The 15,296-nt window shown below is 71.0% G+C and carries 15 protein-coding genes and 1 pseudogene; 9 read left to right on the top strand and 7 right to left on the bottom strand.

Going from position 1 to position 15,296, the window contains the following annotated elements:
* Positions 1 to 20: 20 nt before the first annotated feature.
* The 6 genes from ACFWV3_RS03190 (at position 21) to ACFWV3_RS03165 (ending at position 6,955) form a co-directional block, all read left to right on the top strand.
* Positions 21 to 1,220 (top strand): cytochrome P450, encoded by a 1,200-nt coding sequence (locus ACFWV3_RS03190; protein WP_382407646.1) that lies wholly within the window; start codon positions 21 to 23, stop codon positions 1,218 to 1,220.
* 37 nt (positions 1,221 to 1,257) lie between these two features.
* A complete protein-coding gene (locus ACFWV3_RS03185) occupies positions 1,258 to 2,139 on the top strand; it encodes a class I SAM-dependent methyltransferase (RefSeq protein WP_382407644.1) in 882 nt (293 codons plus the stop codon).
* Between the two features lie 26 nt (positions 2,140 to 2,165).
* Complete coding sequence (locus ACFWV3_RS03180) at positions 2,166 to 3,395, top strand: cytochrome P450 (RefSeq protein ID WP_382407642.1); 1,230 nt, start codon at positions 2,166 to 2,168, stop codon at positions 3,393 to 3,395.
* Positions 3,396 to 3,628: 233 nt separating this feature from the next.
* On the top strand, positions 3,629 to 4,552 hold the full coding sequence (locus ACFWV3_RS03175) for a hypothetical protein (protein WP_382407640.1): 924 nt from the start codon (positions 3,629 to 3,631) through the stop codon (positions 4,550 to 4,552).
* Positions 4,549 to 5,472, top strand: coding sequence for a class I SAM-dependent methyltransferase (locus ACFWV3_RS03170; protein WP_382407638.1), 924 nt, complete (start codon positions 4,549 to 4,551; stop codon positions 5,470 to 5,472). Before ACFWV3_RS03175 ends, ACFWV3_RS03170 begins: the two co-directional genes overlap by 4 nt.
* A complete protein-coding gene (locus ACFWV3_RS03165) occupies positions 5,438 to 6,955 on the top strand; it encodes an alpha/beta fold hydrolase (RefSeq protein ID WP_382407636.1) in 1,518 nt (505 codons plus the stop codon). The genes ACFWV3_RS03170 and ACFWV3_RS03165 overlap by 35 nt, the downstream gene beginning before the upstream one ends.
* A gap of 152 nt (positions 6,956 to 7,107) precedes the next feature.
* Here ACFWV3_RS03165 and ACFWV3_RS03160 read toward each other — a convergent pair whose 3' ends face one another.
* The 6 genes and pseudogenes from ACFWV3_RS03160 to ACFWV3_RS03135 all read right to left on the bottom strand — a co-directional run bounded on the left by ACFWV3_RS03160 (position 7,108) and on the right by ACFWV3_RS03135 (position 11,150).
* Positions 7,108 to 7,416 carry a hypothetical protein gene (locus ACFWV3_RS03160; RefSeq protein WP_382408144.1) on the bottom strand — a complete coding sequence of 103 codons (309 nt, stop codon included), beginning with the start codon at positions 7,414 to 7,416 and terminating at the stop codon, positions 7,108 to 7,110.
* Positions 7,413 to 7,574 carry a hypothetical protein gene (locus tag ACFWV3_RS03155; protein ID WP_382407634.1) on the bottom strand — a complete coding sequence of 54 codons (162 nt, stop codon included), beginning with the start codon at positions 7,572 to 7,574 and terminating at the stop codon, positions 7,413 to 7,415. Before ACFWV3_RS03155 ends, ACFWV3_RS03160 begins: the two co-directional genes overlap by 4 nt.
* Before the next feature lie 2 nt (positions 7,575 to 7,576).
* Positions 7,577 to 8,203 (bottom strand): hypothetical protein, encoded by a 627-nt coding sequence (locus tag ACFWV3_RS03150; protein WP_382408158.1) that lies wholly within the window; start codon positions 8,201 to 8,203, stop codon positions 7,577 to 7,579.
* 184 nt (positions 8,204 to 8,387) lie between these two features.
* Positions 8,388 to 8,759, bottom strand: a pseudogene (locus tag ACFWV3_RS03145) (glycoside hydrolase family 2 TIM barrel-domain containing protein); the annotation flags it as partial.
* A 694-nt stretch (positions 8,760 to 9,453) separates the two neighbouring features.
* A complete protein-coding gene (locus ACFWV3_RS03140; RefSeq protein WP_382407632.1) occupies positions 9,454 to 9,726 on the bottom strand; it encodes a hypothetical protein in 273 nt (90 codons plus the stop codon).
* Complete coding sequence (locus tag ACFWV3_RS03135; protein WP_382407630.1) at positions 9,723 to 11,150, bottom strand: class I adenylate-forming enzyme family protein; 1,428 nt, start codon at positions 11,148 to 11,150, stop codon at positions 9,723 to 9,725. Before ACFWV3_RS03135 ends, ACFWV3_RS03140 begins: the two co-directional genes overlap by 4 nt.
* A gap of 153 nt (positions 11,151 to 11,303) precedes the next feature.
* Between ACFWV3_RS03135 and ACFWV3_RS03130 the strand changes: the two genes are divergently transcribed.
* Complete coding sequence (locus tag ACFWV3_RS03130) at positions 11,304 to 11,825, top strand: aldo/keto reductase (protein WP_382407628.1); 522 nt, start codon at positions 11,304 to 11,306, stop codon at positions 11,823 to 11,825.
* 22 nt (positions 11,826 to 11,847) lie between these two features.
* Here the strand turns inward: ACFWV3_RS03130 and ACFWV3_RS03125 are convergent, their stop codons facing one another.
* On the bottom strand, positions 11,848 to 12,753 hold the full coding sequence (locus ACFWV3_RS03125) for an NAD(P)H-binding protein (protein ID WP_382407626.1): 906 nt from the start codon (positions 12,751 to 12,753) through the stop codon (positions 11,848 to 11,850).
* Positions 12,754 to 13,009: 256 nt separating this feature from the next.
* Here ACFWV3_RS03125 and ACFWV3_RS03120 point away from each other — a divergent pair, with 256 nt between their 5' ends.
* Both ACFWV3_RS03120 and ACFWV3_RS03115 read left to right on the top strand, forming a co-directional pair.
* Positions 13,010 to 14,293, top strand: a complete 1,284-nt coding sequence (locus ACFWV3_RS03120) for a cytochrome P450 (RefSeq protein ID WP_382407624.1) — start codon at positions 13,010 to 13,012, stop codon at positions 14,291 to 14,293.
* The gene (locus ACFWV3_RS03115) at positions 14,290 to 15,126 is read left to right on the top strand and encodes an alpha/beta fold hydrolase (RefSeq protein WP_382407622.1); all 837 of its coding nucleotides are present in this window, start codon (positions 14,290 to 14,292) and stop codon (positions 15,124 to 15,126) included. The genes ACFWV3_RS03120 and ACFWV3_RS03115 overlap by 4 nt, the downstream gene beginning before the upstream one ends.
* Positions 15,127 to 15,296: the final 170 nt, after the last annotated feature.

Raw genomic sequence — 15,296 nt, 5'->3', positions numbered from 1 at the left:
TTGGTGCGAAAGGAAAGCCGATGACCGACCTCGCGTCCGAACCGCCCCTGTTCCCGTTCGTCCTGCGTGAGGCGGACGAGGACGACCCGGTGGCTCTGGGCCTCCGGGAGAGCGGCCCGCTGGTGCGCGCCCTGACCGAGGAGGGCACCGAAGCGTGGGTGGCGCTCACCTACGAGACCGCGCGCCAGGTGATCACCGATCCGAGGATGAGCCGGCCCGCCGCGTTCGAGCCGGAGGCGCCGAGGACCACGCCGGCGCAGGCCACCCCGGAGATGCTGCCCAAGCTCGACAAGGAGGACCACACCAGGGTCCGGCGGATGATGCTCAGGGCGCTCACGCCCGCGGCCCAGGAACGCCAGCGGCCGGGCATCGCCGCGCTGGTGGACAAGCTGCTCGACGGCTTCGACGACCAGCCGCTGGACCTGCTGGCCCGGTTCCTCACACCGTTGCCCGTCACGGTGATCTGCCAGCTCTACGGCGCACCGGAGGAGGACTGGGACCCGTTCGTGCGGTGGGCCGACCACATCCAGCACACCACCTCGTTCACCGCGGTGGAGATCATGGAGTCGGCGGCCGAGCTGAACAGGTACGGCTACGACCTGGTGGAGGCCAAGCGCGCGAACCCCGGTGACGACTTCACCACCGACCTGATCCGGATCGGCGACGAGACGGGCGGCCTGAGCAACGACGAGATTGTGCAGAACCTCCTGCTGATCCTGGTCGCCGCCAACGACGCCTCGCTCAAGGAGATGGCGGTGTGCTTCACCGCCCTGCTCAAGCGCCCCCGACAGTACCGGTGGCTGGTCGAGCACCCCGAGGCCGTGCCGACCGCCGTGGAGGAGCTGATCCGGTTCGCCAGGCTGTCCCGCAGCGGACTGCCGATCCGCGTCGCCCAGGAGGACCTGGAGATCGGCGGGCAGCTCGTGCGCAAGGGCGAGGGCGTCATCCCGCTGCACCACCTCGCTCACCGCGACCCCGCGGTCTTCGCCGACCCCGACACGATGGACCTGACGAGGCCGGAGGCGTCGCGGCACCTCGGCTTCGGAGGCGGCGCCCACTACTGCACCGGTGCCCCGCTGGCCCGCGTGATGATGCAGGAGGCGCTCGGCGGCCTGATCCGGCGCTTCCCCGGCCTGCGGCTCGCGACGCCGTGGGAGGAGCTGGAGTGGCAGGAGGGCGGCCTGCTGCGGTCCCCGAAGGTCCTGCCCGTCCAGTGGTGAGTCCCGCCTTCCCCCGTCACCAGAACCGGAGACAACGATGACCCAGACCCAGGGTGCGTTCGACGGAGTGTTCGACAAGGTCGCCGGCGAGTACGACACCGAGGGCGTGGTGTTCTTCAAACCGGTGGCCGAACGCCTGCTGGAGCACGCCGCGGTCCGGCGGGGCCAGCGCGTGCTGGACATCGGCTGCGGCCGCGGAGCCGTGACCTTCCCGGCCGCCGCCGCGGTCGGTGCCGAGGGCGAGGTCTTCGGCATCGACCTGTCCGCCGCGATGGTCGACGCCATCAAGGCCGACGTGGCGGCGGCGGGTATCGGCAACATCAAGATCCGGCGGATGGACGGCCAGGACCCGACGTTCGCACCGCGGGACTTCGACGCCATCACCGGCAGCATGAGCATCGTGATGGTGCCCGCGCTCTCGGTGGCGCTGGCCAACTACGCGCACCTGCTGAAGCCGGGCGGCGTCCTCGCGTTCAGCGCGCCGGACACCCGCAACCAGGAGGGAGCCTGGAAGACCGGTCCGGTCGACATCGGCCGCCTGGCCGCGGAGATCCCGACGTCCGTGCTCCAACAGCGGCCGATGGTGGCCAGGCTGGTGCAGGGCGACCTGCTCGACCTGTCGGCGATCCCCGGCCTGCTGGCCGACGCGGGCTTCGTCGACGTCACCGAGCACCGCGAGGACGTCCAGGTCGTCTCCGACTCGCCGGAGGGACTGGTCCGCTGGACCCAGCAGCACGGCATGCGCGCCGTGTGGGACGCCGTGCCGGAGGAACGCCGGGCGGTCGTCGAACAGGAGCTGATCGCCGACGCCGCCGCCGAGGCCGACGAGTCCGGGCACGTCACCTTCGGCTTCCCGGTCGCGTTCTTCGTCGCCCGCACACCCCAGTCGGCGGCCACCGGCTGCCCGTTTCCCGGCTGACGCCGGCCCAGACCCAGGAGGAGCCTGTGACCGTCGGAATCGACGCCCTCGAGGAGCTCTCGCGGCCGGAGCACCGCAGCGACCCCTACCCGTTCCTGCACTGGCTGCGCGAGAACGACCCCGTGCACAAGAGCAAGTTCGGGTTCTACCTGCTCAGCAACTACGACGACGTCTTCTACACGATGCAGCACACCGGCACCGCGTTCACGGTCCCCGACGAGGCCTCGATGTGGGCCGACATCCCCGGCGACAAGCGCGACCACCCGTCGATCAGCAAGCAGATCAGGGCCTTCGCGTCGAAGAACCACCCGCACTACACCCGGCTGCGCTCGGTGATGGCCCGCGACATGACCGCCGCCCGCGTGGAGAAGCTGCGGCCGCGCATCGTCGAGCACCTGGAACGCGTCCTCGACGGCATCGCACCGAAGCTCGCCGCCGGCGAGACCGTCGACCTGCACGCGGAGGTCTCCACACCGCTGACCCAGTTCGTGTTCGCCGACCGCGTGGGCGTACCGGCCGACGACAGGGTGTGGATCGCCGACACCATCGCCCAGATGATGCAGGCGCTGGTCACCACCGACGAGGCGGTCGTGTTCGCGGCGGACGAGGCCAGCGAGAAGGTCGAGGAGTACTTCCGGCAGAAGGTCTCCGAGCGGCGGGCCGTCCCGGAGGACGACATGATCACCCGCCTGGTCAAGGTGCACGACAGCTACGAGCCCGACGACGACTCGTTGCTCATCTCGATGTTGTGGATCGTGTGGATGACCGGCTACGAGAGCACCATCTCCGGCATCGACCGCGGCATGCAGGCGTTCCTGAGCCACACCGGCTACCGGGACTGGCTCGACAGCGGCGAAGAGGCCAGGGTGCAGGCGTTCGTCGAGGAGACCCTCCGCCACGACGGCGTCGTCCTGTACACGCCGATCCCGCGCATCGCGCTGGACGACGTGGACATGGGGGAGACCACCATCCCCGCCGGGTCCTCGGTGCGCATGCTGCTGGCCTCGGCCAACCGGGACCCCGGCGTGTTCCCCGACCCGGACACCTTCGACCCGAGCCGCAACACCCACCGCATGCTGAACATGGGCTACGGCATGTTCCACTGCAGCGGCGCGGCACTGGGCAGGGCCGAGATGGCGCACGTGCTCACCGGGCTGCAACGCCGGTTCCCCGGCATGACGGCCGCGGGCGATGCGGTGTGGAGCGACATCATCGAGACCCGCATCGTCGAGGCGCTGCCCGCTCGTCTGTCCTGAGGCTGCGCCCGCTTCGCACGCCCCGGCGAGGCGACCGGAACGCTCGTCGCCCTCGCCGAGGAAGCCCATCTCCCACCGCTGGATCTGGTGTGGCACAAGCACACCGACGGCGAACAAGGTGCGGAAATCAGCAGCGCGGCCAACTCCTTCCTGCCAAGATCACGCTGCCCTTGCCCGGCGGGCAGGAGGCGTTACTGGAGGGGAGCTCGCGCGAAACGCGTCTCGGACAAAGGATGGTCGTCTGCCTGCCCGCGTGGCCGGGTGACACCGCCAGCAGTGCCAACGCCGTCAACGCTTCCGGTGTGATCGTCGGCGACTCGTCCAACACCCAGCGGCGGCACGCCGTCCGGTGGGCGGCCGATGGCAGCGTCACCGACCTCGAGACGCTCCCCGGTGGCCGGTACGCCGCGGCGGAGGCGGTCAACGCCAGTGGGTTGGCCGCCGGCTACTCCTACGACTCGCCGTTCGGCCAGCGTGCCGTGCGCTGGGGCGTCGACGGCGTCGTCACGGACCTCGGGGCGCTTCCCGGCGACAGCGAGAGCTACGCCTGGGGCATCATCTCCGCCGGGGCGATCGTCGGGTCGTCGCGTGGTTCGGGCGGCCTGCGCCCGGTGCGCTGGGATCCCGACGGGACCATCACGCCGCTGGGCAACGGCAACGGCGCCGCGCTGGCGATCAACGACTCGGGGCAGATCACGGGCTGCACCAACCGGAACGGACTGCTGGACCCCACCCTGTGGAGTCCCGACGGTTGTGCGACGACGCTCGTTCCGGCGCCGGGGCATACCAGCGGCTCGGCGCGGATCAACGCCAGTGGAACCGTCTTCGGCTCCTCGGGCACGACCAACGGCGACGTTCGGTGGCACGCGGCGGTCTGGGGAGAGGACGGCGTCGCCCAGCTCCTGGGAGACCTGTCCGAAGGTGACACCAGCGTCGTCCGGTGGACCAACGACGCGCACACCAGCGTCGGCTGGGCGACCAGGGGCGGCGTGACCTACGCGGTCCGGTGGGCCTCGAACGGGCCACCTCGGGAAGGTCGCCGTCCTGTGCCTCGCCCCCGAGCGCTGGCTCGGGGTCACGGACCCGGCTCTGCGCGTCCGGATCGGCGAGGGCCGGATCGCTCCGCTTCGCCGAAGTCTGGCGGCTTGCGCAGGTGATACCCGGCTGGCTGACCGAGGCGCAGGCCCGCGTCCTGTGGGAAGCGGCCCTCCGGCTGCCCGCGGGCAGCCGCGTCGTCGAGATCGGCAGCCACCAGGGCCGGTCGACGACCGTGCTCGGCCTGGCCGCGCGGTGGGTGGGCGCGACGGTCGTGGCGATCGACCTGTTCGTCGAGGGCCGGTTGTTCGGCGGCAAGCCGACCCGCACGAGGTTCGAGCAGAACATCGCGGGCGCGGGTCTCCAGGACGGGGTCGAGCTGGTTCCTGGCTACAGCACCGAGCTGAAGCCCGGCTGGGACCGGCCGATCGACCCGCTCTACGTCGACGGCGAGCACGACTACCGGACGTTCACCGACGACCTGCGCTGGTCATCGCACCTGACGCCCGGCGGCGAGATTCTGGTCCACGACGCGTACTCGTCGGTCGGGGTCACGAGCGGCATCCTGGCGAAGATCCTGGTCGGCTCGCGGTACACCTACGACGACCGCACGGGTTCGCTGGCCCGATTTCGCGCGACGGCTCCGCGCCCGGCGGATCGCGTCCGGGTGCTCGCGCAGCTGCCGTGGTTCCTGCGCAAGGGTTCATCAAGGTGCTGCTGCGACTGCGGTTGCGTCCGGTCGCGCGCGTGTTCGGTCACGACAGCCCGTACGAACCGTACTGACTCTCCCGGCCGACAGCCAGTCGCGACGCTCGTTGTCCCCCGTGAGGACTACAGAACAGTGTCCACACCAAGGGGATTCGTGGCACCGCGGCCTTCCCTAGGTTCGCTGGCGACGGCGTCAATGCGTCGCGGCATGCCGAAAGTGGAGGACAAGGGCGTTGAAGACCATGCAACGGTCAGCAGGAGCCGATATTCCTTGGAGGGCGACGAGGCTGGTGGTCGCGGTGGCGCTCACCGTCACAGCGGTGGCGGGCTGTGAGGACGCCGCGGACGAGGACGCGCCGCCGGCCGTCGCCGAGGGGGCCGCTACGCCCCGCATCACCTGGGGCGCGTGTCCGGCGTTGGCCGAGGGCGCCAGCCGTGACCCCCGGCTCACCTGCGGAACGGTGGAGGTCCCGCTCGACTACCGCAACCCCGGTGGCGAGAAGATCGAGGTGGCCGTCTCGAAGCTGCCGGCGGCGCAGTCCGGCGACCGCCGCGGCGTCCTGCTGCTGAACCCCGGCGGTCCGGCGTTGCCGGGGCTGGACACACCGGGTGTCATGGCGCCGACCCTGCCGCCCGCGGTGCTGGCGGCCTACGACCTGATCGGCTTCGACCCGCGGGGAGTCGAGCACAGCACCCCGCAGAGCTGCGGCCTCGACACCCCGTCCCTCGCCGGCCTCTTCCCCTACCCGGCCGCGGACGGCTCGATCACGGCGAACGTCGTCCACGGCCGTGCCGATGCCGAACGGTGCGCGAAGAACGCCGGCGAGAAGCTCCGGTACTTCACCACCGCCAACACGGCTCGCGACGTGGACCGCATCCGAATGGCGCTCGGCGAGGAGAAGATCTCCTACTGGGGCCAGTCCTACGGCACGTACCTCGGCACCGTCTACGAGTCGCTGTTCCCGGAGCACGCCGACAGGGTGGTCCTGGAGGGCAACGTCGACCCCACGAAGGTCTGGGCCCACGCGACGGACAACTGGGGCAAGGCCATGTCGGAACGCTTCCCCGACGCGGCCAGGGTCGCCGCGGCGCAGCAGGCCGCGCTGGGACTGGGCGGCACCGTCGAGGAGGTCACCCGGAAGTACCTCGCACTCGCCGACCGCCTCGACCGCACCCCCGCGCCCGTCCCGGGCACCCCTCAGGCCCTGACGGGGTCGCTGCTGCGCACCGTCACCTACAGCCTCCTGCTGCACAACGAGACCCTCCCGGTGCTCGCGCAGTTCTGGAAGGCCGCAGCCGGGCTGGCCGATGGCAAGCTCACCGAGGCGGACGGCCAGGTGCTGCGCCAGGTGTTCGCCGCCCCACCGCAGACCCCGCGGGTGCTGGCCGACAACCAGGCCACCATGTTCCTGGCACTGACCTGTGGCGACGCGCCGTGGTCCGACAACGTCGACGAGTACGCCCGCCGCACCGCCGAGAACCGCGCGGCCTGGCCGCTCACCGCGGGGATGCCCGCCAACATCTGGGCCTGCGCGTTCTGGCCGAAGCCGGTCGAGGACCCCGTCCGCGTGACGGGCGAGGGGCCGCGCAACACGCTGATCCTGCAGAACCGCAGGGACAACGCCACCCCGTGGGAGGACGGCCTCGGCCTGTACGAGGTCCTCGGCAAGCGAGCGGCTTTCGTCGGCGCGGACAACGGCGGGCACTACGTCTACCACCAGGGCTCCACGTGCGCGGACGAGGCGACGGTGACGTTCCTGACCACCGGCCGGTTGCCGGACAAGAAGGTCGACTGCACCGACGTCGCACCGCGGTGACCATCTCCCGCAGGCCGTGAAGAGCCGGTGGTGACGAGCCGACAGGCCGGCTCGTCTTGAGCTCGTCACGAACTGTCCTGGGAGGGCTTCGGTCCTCTCAGGACAGTGCCGTGCCCGGCTTCCGGCCGCGCGCCACGGGAAGAGCAAGGCGGTCAGGGCGAGTCGCCGTGGACCGCGGGCAGGCTGGCCGCGGTCGCCGCGGTCGCCGCGGTTGCCGCGATGAAGCGTTGCAGCGCCAGCCGGAAAGGCGGGAACACCGCCGCGATCCCGGGCTCGCGGGCGTAGAGCTCGGCCGGCGCCGGCGGGGGCTGGGACAGGGGGTACAACCTGCCGACGAACGCTCCCGCGGCGAACACCACGGAGGAGCCTTCCCTGTTGGTCAGCTCCGGGCACGCGGCGTCGATCTGCACGCCGGTCCGCGCGTAGTCAGGTCCCCGGTGTAGTCGGCCTGGACGACTCAGCCGGTGCCGTCGCGGAAGTGGCGCAGGCCGGTGAGTTCAGCGGTGCCGGCCGCCGGTGCCGGGCCGTTGGTCAGCGACACCGCTGTGCCGTCGTGGGTCACGCCCGCCAGCCGTCCGGTCGACTTGCTGATGGTGACCCGCGTGGTCCCGGCGGTCATCGTCACCGTGGCGGAGTCCTCGACCGCGGTGACACTGCCCGGCTCGGGACCACCAGCCGCGCGGCGTGCTCAGCCGCCTTCTTGATCCGCCACGTCCACGCGCCGACCTGCCGCCCGCTTGGATCCCTCGTGGTCACGGTCAGCGCGTCCGCCGTGGCCCAGTCGGCGGGCAGGTCAAGCGACAGGGCACTTCTCGCGCCGGGTGCGATGTCGGGACCGGTGAACGCGCCTTCTGCCACGATGGAACGACCGCTGCCGGAGCCGGGGGAGTTGTACCTCAGCAGCCGCCACGTGAAGCCGCACTGGCTGACGTTGGTGAAGCCGTAGTTGTTGACGACTTCGACGGTCTTGTCGAACCCCGCGGGGAACGTCGACGCGTAGTACCCGGGATTGGTCAGCTGGAGCGGTGCCCAGATGTCCCTGATGGTGTGGAAGCTCGCTTCCCTCTCGCGGAACGGGCCGAGGATGCCTTCCGGTGCCCGGTTTCCCGTGGTGTCGATCGCCCCGCCGCGGCCGTCGCGCACGACTCCCTCGCCGACGAGCGCCCAGATGAACCCGCCCGCGGACCGCTGCACGCCGCCCATCACCTTCCAGCAGTCGTTCAGGCCCGTGCCGGGCACCGCCGTCATAGAGATCGTGCAGGAACTCGGTGGGCATGAAGACGGTGCTGCCCGCCGCTTTCGCGACGGTGCTGGCGTAGCTCTGGTAGTGGCTCGTGTCGACGCCGTCGAAGGCCGCCCACGTGTGCAGCACCTTGCGCTTCTGCGGGTCGTACAGCCCGAAGTCGTCGTCGACCGCGGTGTTCCAGCCGCCTTCGTTGCCGTTGTCCCAGAACAGGATGGACGGGTGGTTGACGTCGCGTCCTACCGTCGCGGCCACCAGTGGCGCGCCGACACCCTCGTCGTAGCGCTTCTGCCATCCCGCCCGTTCGTCCAGGACGTAGAGTCCCAGCTCGTCGCACAGGTCGAGGAAGAAGTCGTCCGGCGGGTGGTGCGACATCCGGACGGCGTTGATGTTCACGTCCTTCATCAGCCCGATGTCCTGCCGGGCGAGCCGGAGGCTCGACGCGCGGCCCAGCGTGGGCCAGAACGTGTGCCGGTTGGCGCCTTTGAGCACGATCCGCCTGCCGTTGACGTAGATGCGGTCGCCCGCGCGCGCTTCGACCGTGCGGAAACCGAACCGCACCGCGGTGGTGTGCAACGGAGAACCGCCGCTGTCGGTGAGCGTCACGTCCACGAGGTGCAGGTTCGGTGTATCGGCCGTCTACAGCAGGGGCTGGCCACCGGTCGTGGTGATGGTCGCCCTGGCCGCGTTCGCCGCGACCGCCGCCGAGAACGGGCTGCCCACGGCGGAGCCGTCCAGGCGCCAGATCTGCGCCACGACCCGCCCCGCCGAGGTGAGGCCCGCGAGCTGGTCCCGTGGTGGGCGGCCTTCCTCCAGCGGGTGCGGGGTGAACAGCCGGATCCGGCCGAGGTCGAGGGCTGGACGAGGTGCTGACGGCGGCAGTCCGGTACTTCCAGGCCGGGTATGCGGGAGGTGCGCTGCCCGTCCGGTGACGCTTGAACAGACCCGGTGCCCGCGCCTGTCGATGCGGGCACCGGGTCTCGTGCCGAGTGGACCGCGCCACCGGCACTGCTCCCGGGATTCGCACCAGTACCGGCGGCCGGGGTGCCCAAGCCGTCCGCACCCTGCTCGTGCGGCGTCGTCGCCCGCCGCCCCGCCGGCCACTCGGCGAGGCTCGGACGTGCACGGGAGCAGCTGACCGGGACCACTCTGCCGCCGAGACCTCGGTGCTCCTCGTTGGCGACCCCCGCACCGGACTCGCCGTCCGGCGGCACCGGACCACGTCGGTCCACCGCCGTCCCGGAGGCGGGACGGGTCAGGGCACGGCTGTTTCGTCCCGCGCCCCGGCTTGTCGCGCCAGCGCGATGAGGTGACCGAGCGCACGTGCCGCGTCGCCGGCGGTGGACATCTCGGCCAGGTCGTTGTCGCCGAGGTCGAACTCGACGCCGTACCTGGTCTCGGCCCAGCTGATCAGCCAGATGACCTCCATCGAGCTGAACGGCTCGACCGCCGGCTCGCCAGGGGTGTCGCGTGCCTGTGCGACGACGTGCAGGAGGTCCTGCGCCGTGGGTGGGACGAGCTCGGTCACGCGGCACCTCCGGTCTTCGCGGACAGCGCGAGCCGTGCCGCGTCCCTGACCTTCTTTCCGGACGGGGTCTTCGGCAGCTCATCGACGACCAGACATCTCCGCGGCCGCTGGTGCGGCGCCAGGCGAGTGGCCAGATCGGCCAGCACCCGCCCGGCATGGGACTCACGAGTGCTGGTGAGGTAGGTCATCTGCACGTACGCGATGATGTCCTTGTCGAAGACGACGACGGCGTCGCTGACCCCTGCCGTGGCACGCACGACCTGTTCGACTTCGAGCAGGTTGACCTTGAGGCCGCCGATGGCGATCTGCGCGTCTGTCCTGCCGTGCAACGTGACCCAGCCCTCGTCGTCGATCTCCGCCGCGTCCCCGGTGTGGAACCAGCCGTCCTGCCAGTTGCGGAGATCCGGGCGGAACAGGTAGGGGTCGGAGTCCAGTGCTACGCACAGTTCGCCGTCCTCGAACTTGCCGATGACGCCTGGCACCAGTCGTCCGACACCCCTGCCGACCGAGCTGTCCGGGCTCGCCGCGATCAGACCGGTTTCGGTCATGCCGTAGAGCTGCCCCACCGGGGCTCCGTACAGGCGCGTGAACGACTCGCGCAGGGAAGGGGAGAGCACGTCCCCCGAGCAGACGAACCGTTCGACGGCGGGCAGTGGGCGGTCGCGCGGCGGGAGTGCGGTGAGCAGGTCGAGGTGGAAGGGCACGCCCAGCAACGTGGCCCGGCCGGGTGCGGCGTGCGCGGCGGTCAGGATCGCCTGCGGGCTCATCCTCCGCGGCGTCCTCAGCACAGCGCCCGTGTTCAGGCAGTGCATCATGCCCGCGAAGAACCCATACATGTGCGCGAAGGACGCCAGCAGCACAGCAGTGTCACCCGCACGGGGCAGGTGGCCCATCTGGCTGGTCTTGCGCACCTCCGCCTCGATCTCGGCGATGCCGCGGCCCACGGCTTTGGGCAGGCCCGTCGAACCGGAGCTGATCTGCACCAGTGCGTGGTCCGACTGACGGCGGGCCGGCAGGGACGTGCCCGCCCGCAGATCGCCGTCGGTGGACACGATCACCGCGGGGGTGAAGGTGTCGGCGATGCCGCGGACGGCCGCACCGGGAACCCGGTGGTCGACAACGACCACCTGGGCGTCCAGGCTCCACGCCGCGAGGACGGTCGTGACGAACTCCACGCAGGCCGGCAGCCGCACGAGCACCGCCGAGTCCGTGGTCACACCGTTGTTCCGCAGCGCCAGTCCCCGTTCGGCCACGAGCCGTCGCAACGTGCCGCGGGACATCGGGTCCGGTACGGCGAGGCAGTCCTCTTCGGACGGTCCACGCAGCAGCAGGCGCTCGGCCCAGGACGAGTCGTCCGAGCCGGGGAAGACCGGCGGAGTCGCGATCACCTTGCCGGGGCCACCGGTCGCGGACGGGTGAACCATCAGTGCCTCCTGGAGTTCGGTTCGGCGAGGGGACCACCGCGAGCGGGTGTGGCCCGGCCACCGGACAGGCGGTGCGGGACGACCCGGCCCACGCGGCGGCCGTCGACGTGTCGTTCCGCCACGCGGACCGGTCCGCACGGCGGCCGTCGCGCCGTGGTTGGCGTCGCCACCGGCGACGAGGGCAACGCGGCCGAACAGCCGAGGGCCTGCCTCGGCGCGGGCGGGAACCTCCTCGGCATCGCCGACGTCCACGGCGAGGGCGGCGGCTGCGAGGAGATCATCGGGGCGCTCCTGCGCGGCCGGGTGAGCCGGTCGAACGTCGCCATCTCCGCCGAGGCCGGGTCGCGCCGCGGAAGACGGGCCGCGGGCCTTGCCGACGGGTACTTCCGGTGGTACGCCAAACCGGTGTTCGACCAGAACCCCGAGGCATGGGAGGTCATGCGGGCGGTGCACGACTCCGCTGACGAACTGGACCTGTCGCCCGTCGTCGTGTCGCTGAGCTGGACGGTGAACCGGCCGGGGGTGACCTCGGCACTCGTCGGTGCCAGGAGCGCGGACCAGCTGCGCGGGTGCCTCGCCGCCGCTGAGCAGGTCCTCCCCGCCGAGATCGACGCCAGGCTGACCGGCGTGTCCGCGCCGCACCTCGGCTATCCGGAGGTCATGTACCCGGTCTGAGCCGTTCGGAGGAGCGGTCACGTCACGACCCGGTGGGCGCGGCGTGCTCCGCCCGCCGGAGGACCTTGCCGGCCGCCACGCGAAGCGAGTCGAGCAGGGGAGTGGTCGGCCTGCCGATGAGGCGGGACAGCTCCCCGGTCGAACGGCCGAGCAGCCCGTCGCGCACGTTGAGGTCGAAATCCGTCACGAACCGAGCGGACGTAGTGGTCAGGCCGGCCTGGCCCACCAGGAACTCCGTGCGCTGGTCAGGAGTGACGTCGTTGTGCCGCACAGGCTTGCCGAGCACTTCGGCGCACGCCTGCGCGAACTCGTCGAAGGACCAGGCTTGGTCGCCACCGAGCTCGTAGGTGCGGCCGTCGTGGACGTCCCCTCCCACGAGCACCGCGGCGGCGGCGTCCGCGAGGTCGAGGCGGGTCGCACTGGCGACCCTGCCACCACCCGTGCACGTGGTGATCGTTCCCGTCGTGTCCGCGAAGCGCAGCAGGTGTCCGAAGTTCTCGGTGTACCAGCCGTTGCGCAGGAAGGTGAACGGCACCCCGCTGTCCCGGACGTGCGTCTCCGCGGCGATGTGGTCGGGGGCGAACACGAACGCGGGATCACCGGCGTTGACGACGCTCGTGTAGACGATGCGGGCGACACCGGCCGCCACCGCCGTGTCGACGACCGTCCTGTGCTGGACGGCCCGCTCGGCCATGTCGCTGCCGGAGACGAGCATCAGCGTGTCACCGCGGCCCAGGACGCGGCGCACCGACTCCGGGTCGTCGTAGTCCACAAAGGACGTCCGGACACCTGTACCGGCCAGTTCGCGCAGCCGTTCCGCCTTCCTGCCCGTGCCGTGCAGGGACCCGGGATCGGCACCCCTGACGAGCAGGCAGCGCACCAGGTGACGACCCAGCCGGCCGGTGGCACCGAAGACAACAACGGACATCGTTCGTCCCCTCGTCTGCTCAGTCGCGTGGTCGCGGCAGCACCCGAGCGTAGGCACGACGATCGTGGCCGCGGGCCCGCGTTCCGCCTGGTGGACCACTGGTTCTCACCGGTTTGCACCTTCGTGCAGGTTTCCGGTACCCGCGGTCTGCTCGTCGCCCAGGGGGAGGCGGATCGCGCTCGTCGCTTCGTAGCCTCACCGGGCGGTGGTGACCGTGCCGGTCGTCCGTCCTACCAGGACAGGAAGGTGGTTCTTGGTGGAAGCAGGTGCAGTCGGTCCCGACTCGAAGTGCCCGATGGACATCGTCACCGAGTCGTTCGTGCACAACCCCTATCCGACGCTCGCGGCGATGCGGGAGGCCACGCCGGCCTTCCCGGTGCTGGCCAACGGCTACCGCATGTGGGTCATCACCCGCTACCACGACGTCCGGCGGGTGCTGGCCGACCACTCCTCGTTGAAGGACCTGCTGAACCGCAGGCACCGGATCTCAGGCAGGACGCCGGCCGCCGGTGACGCCGCGAGGCTCAAGCACGCGTCACGGCGCAGTGTGCTCGAACGCGACGGAGCCGATCACCGGCGCCTGCGCGCGGTGCTCGCTCCCGAGTTCACCGAGGAGGCGGTCGCGAGGCACGCGCCCCGCATCACCGAGCTCGTCGGCTCCCTGCTCGACGGCCTGCCCGCAGACGAGCCGGTCGACCTGCTCGCGCGGTTCATCCGCCCCTTCGTGTCGCGGATGATCGGTGAGTTCGTCGGTCTCGCCGAGGAGGACCTGCGCGACTTCCCGCTGTGGGTGGACCGCATGGTCACCGGCACCCCGGCGGAGATCTCCGACGCCGGCTACCGGATGTTCCTGCTCTCCCAGCGCATGGTGGCCCACAAGCGCCGGTTCCCCGCCGACGACGTCTACACCAGGCTGGTGCGGATGCGGGAGGAGGGAAGGCTCGACGAGGAAGAGCTGGTGTCGACGTTCATGGTGCTGCTGGTCGGAGGGAGCGAACCGATCAACGCCACCGCGAACACCCTCCTGCTGCTCCTGCTGCACCCCGGCCAGCTGGACGCACTGCGCGCGGACTTCGGCAAGATCGACGCCGCGATCGACGAGGCCGTGCGGATGGAGTCGCCGTTCCGGATGCTGCCTCCCCGGTACCGCGAGGCGCCGCTCGAGCTGGACGGCGTGGTCGTGCCGGCGACGGACCTCATCGTCCCGTCGCTCGCCTGTGCGAACAGGGATCCCGACCAGTTCACCGATCCCGACGTGTTCGACATCGCTCGTTCCACACCCGGTGTCCTGGCCTTCGGTCACGGCCCCCACCGCTGTCCGGGGATCGGCCTCGGCAGGCTCGAGGCGAGGATCGCGCTGACCGCGCTGCTGGAGCGCTTCCCGGAAGTCTCCCTGGCGGTCCCGCCGGATCGGCTGGAGTGGCGCCCGGGGTTCTTCATGCGGCGCCTGGAGACCTTCCCGGTCGTCCTCGGTGGGTGGCAGAGCGCCGCGGGGGAGAAGTCCACATCGGACCACAATCGCACGGAGGTGTTGTCGTGACGGAGTTCGTCACGTCCGTCGACGGTACCCGGGTCGCGTACACGGTGATCGGCACCGGGCCCGCACTGGTCATCGTCAACGGGGCGCTGTGCTATCGGAAGTCGGGGCCCAGCACCGAACTCTCGGGACTGCTGGCCAGGCACTTCACCGTGTACGACTTCGACCGCCGCGGTCGCGGTGAGACGGGTGACGGCGTCACGCCGTGGTCACTGGAACGGGAGGTGGAGGACATCGGCGCGCTGGTCGAACGCGCGGGCGGCACCGCGTTCGTCTTCGCCTTCTCCTCCGGCTCCGCGCTGGCGCTGGAAGCGGCGTCCCGCCTGTCCGGCATCGAACGCCTGGTGGTCTTCGAGGCGCCGTTCGTGGTGGACGACACGCACGAGCCGCTGGCCGCCGGCTACGCGGAGACCATCGACGACCTGATCGCACGGGACGAGCGGTCGGCCGCGCTCACGTCGTTCATGAAGCTGGTGGGAATCCCTGCCTTCGTCATCGGGGTCATGAAGCGCACACCGCTGTGGAAGAAGCACAAGCGCATCGCCCACACCCTCGCGCACGACGTGCGGATCATGGGGCAGGACTGCCGCGGCGTGCGCCTGCCCGCCGGGCGCTGGCCGGGCGCGACCATGCCGGTCCTGGCGCTGGCGGGCAGCAGGAGTCCCGTGCACATGCGCAACGCCATGGTCAACGTGTCCGAAGCGCTCGCCGACGCCGAGTACCAGCCGCTCAAGGGGCAGAACCACGTGTACCAGCCCGCGGCGATGGCACCGGTGCTCGTGGAGTACTTCACCCGCACGCCGCGTGTCACGACCACACCCCGCGACGGCGGCTGAGGGCGGAGCGGGATCGCGACGGACAACGGGGCGCTCCCGCCGGCCGCGGGGGGGGGGAACGAGGGGGACGGGGGGGGCAGGGGTTGCTAGCTCGCCTTTCCCCCCCTCCCCCGTGTCGCCCTCCGTCCCACCCCCCACCCCCCAAACCACGCTACCATAGGCCCACGGCG

It is taken from the genome of Lentzea sp. NPDC059081, assembly GCF_042738015.1.
In the GTDB taxonomy this organism is placed as follows: domain Bacteria; phylum Actinomycetota; class Actinomycetes; order Mycobacteriales; family Pseudonocardiaceae; genus Lentzea.
Note: the sequence above shows the minus strand (reverse complement) of the source record. Positions and strands in the feature narration are given on the sequence as shown.

What these genes read in the sequence shown, in the direction of transcription:
- ACFWV3_RS03190 (WP_382407646.1), top strand. Translation starts at nt 21, where the DNA reads ATGACCGACCTCGCGTCCGAACCGCCCCTGTTCCCGTTCGTCCTGCGT.
- ACFWV3_RS03185 (WP_382407644.1), top strand. Translation starts at nt 1,258, where the DNA reads ATGACCCAGACCCAGGGTGCGTTCGACGGAGTGTTCGACAAGGTCGCC.
- ACFWV3_RS03175 (WP_382407640.1), top strand. Translation starts at nt 3,629, where the DNA reads ATGGTCGTCTGCCTGCCCGCGTGGCCGGGTGACACCGCCAGCAGTGCC.
- ACFWV3_RS03155 (WP_382407634.1), bottom strand. Translation starts at nt 7,574, where the DNA reads ATGACCGCCGGGACCACGCGGGTCACCATCAGCAAGTCGACCGGACGG.
- ACFWV3_RS03150 (WP_382408158.1), bottom strand. Translation starts at nt 8,203, where the DNA reads ATGACGGCGGTGCCCGGCACGGGCCTGAACGACTGCTGGAAGGTGATG.
- ACFWV3_RS03135 (WP_382407630.1), bottom strand. Translation starts at nt 11,150, where the DNA reads ATGGTTCACCCGTCCGCGACCGGTGGCCCCGGCAAGGTGATCGCGACT.
- ACFWV3_RS03125 (WP_382407626.1), bottom strand. Translation starts at nt 12,753, where the DNA reads ATGTCCGTTGTTGTCTTCGGTGCCACCGGCCGGCTGGGTCGTCACCTG.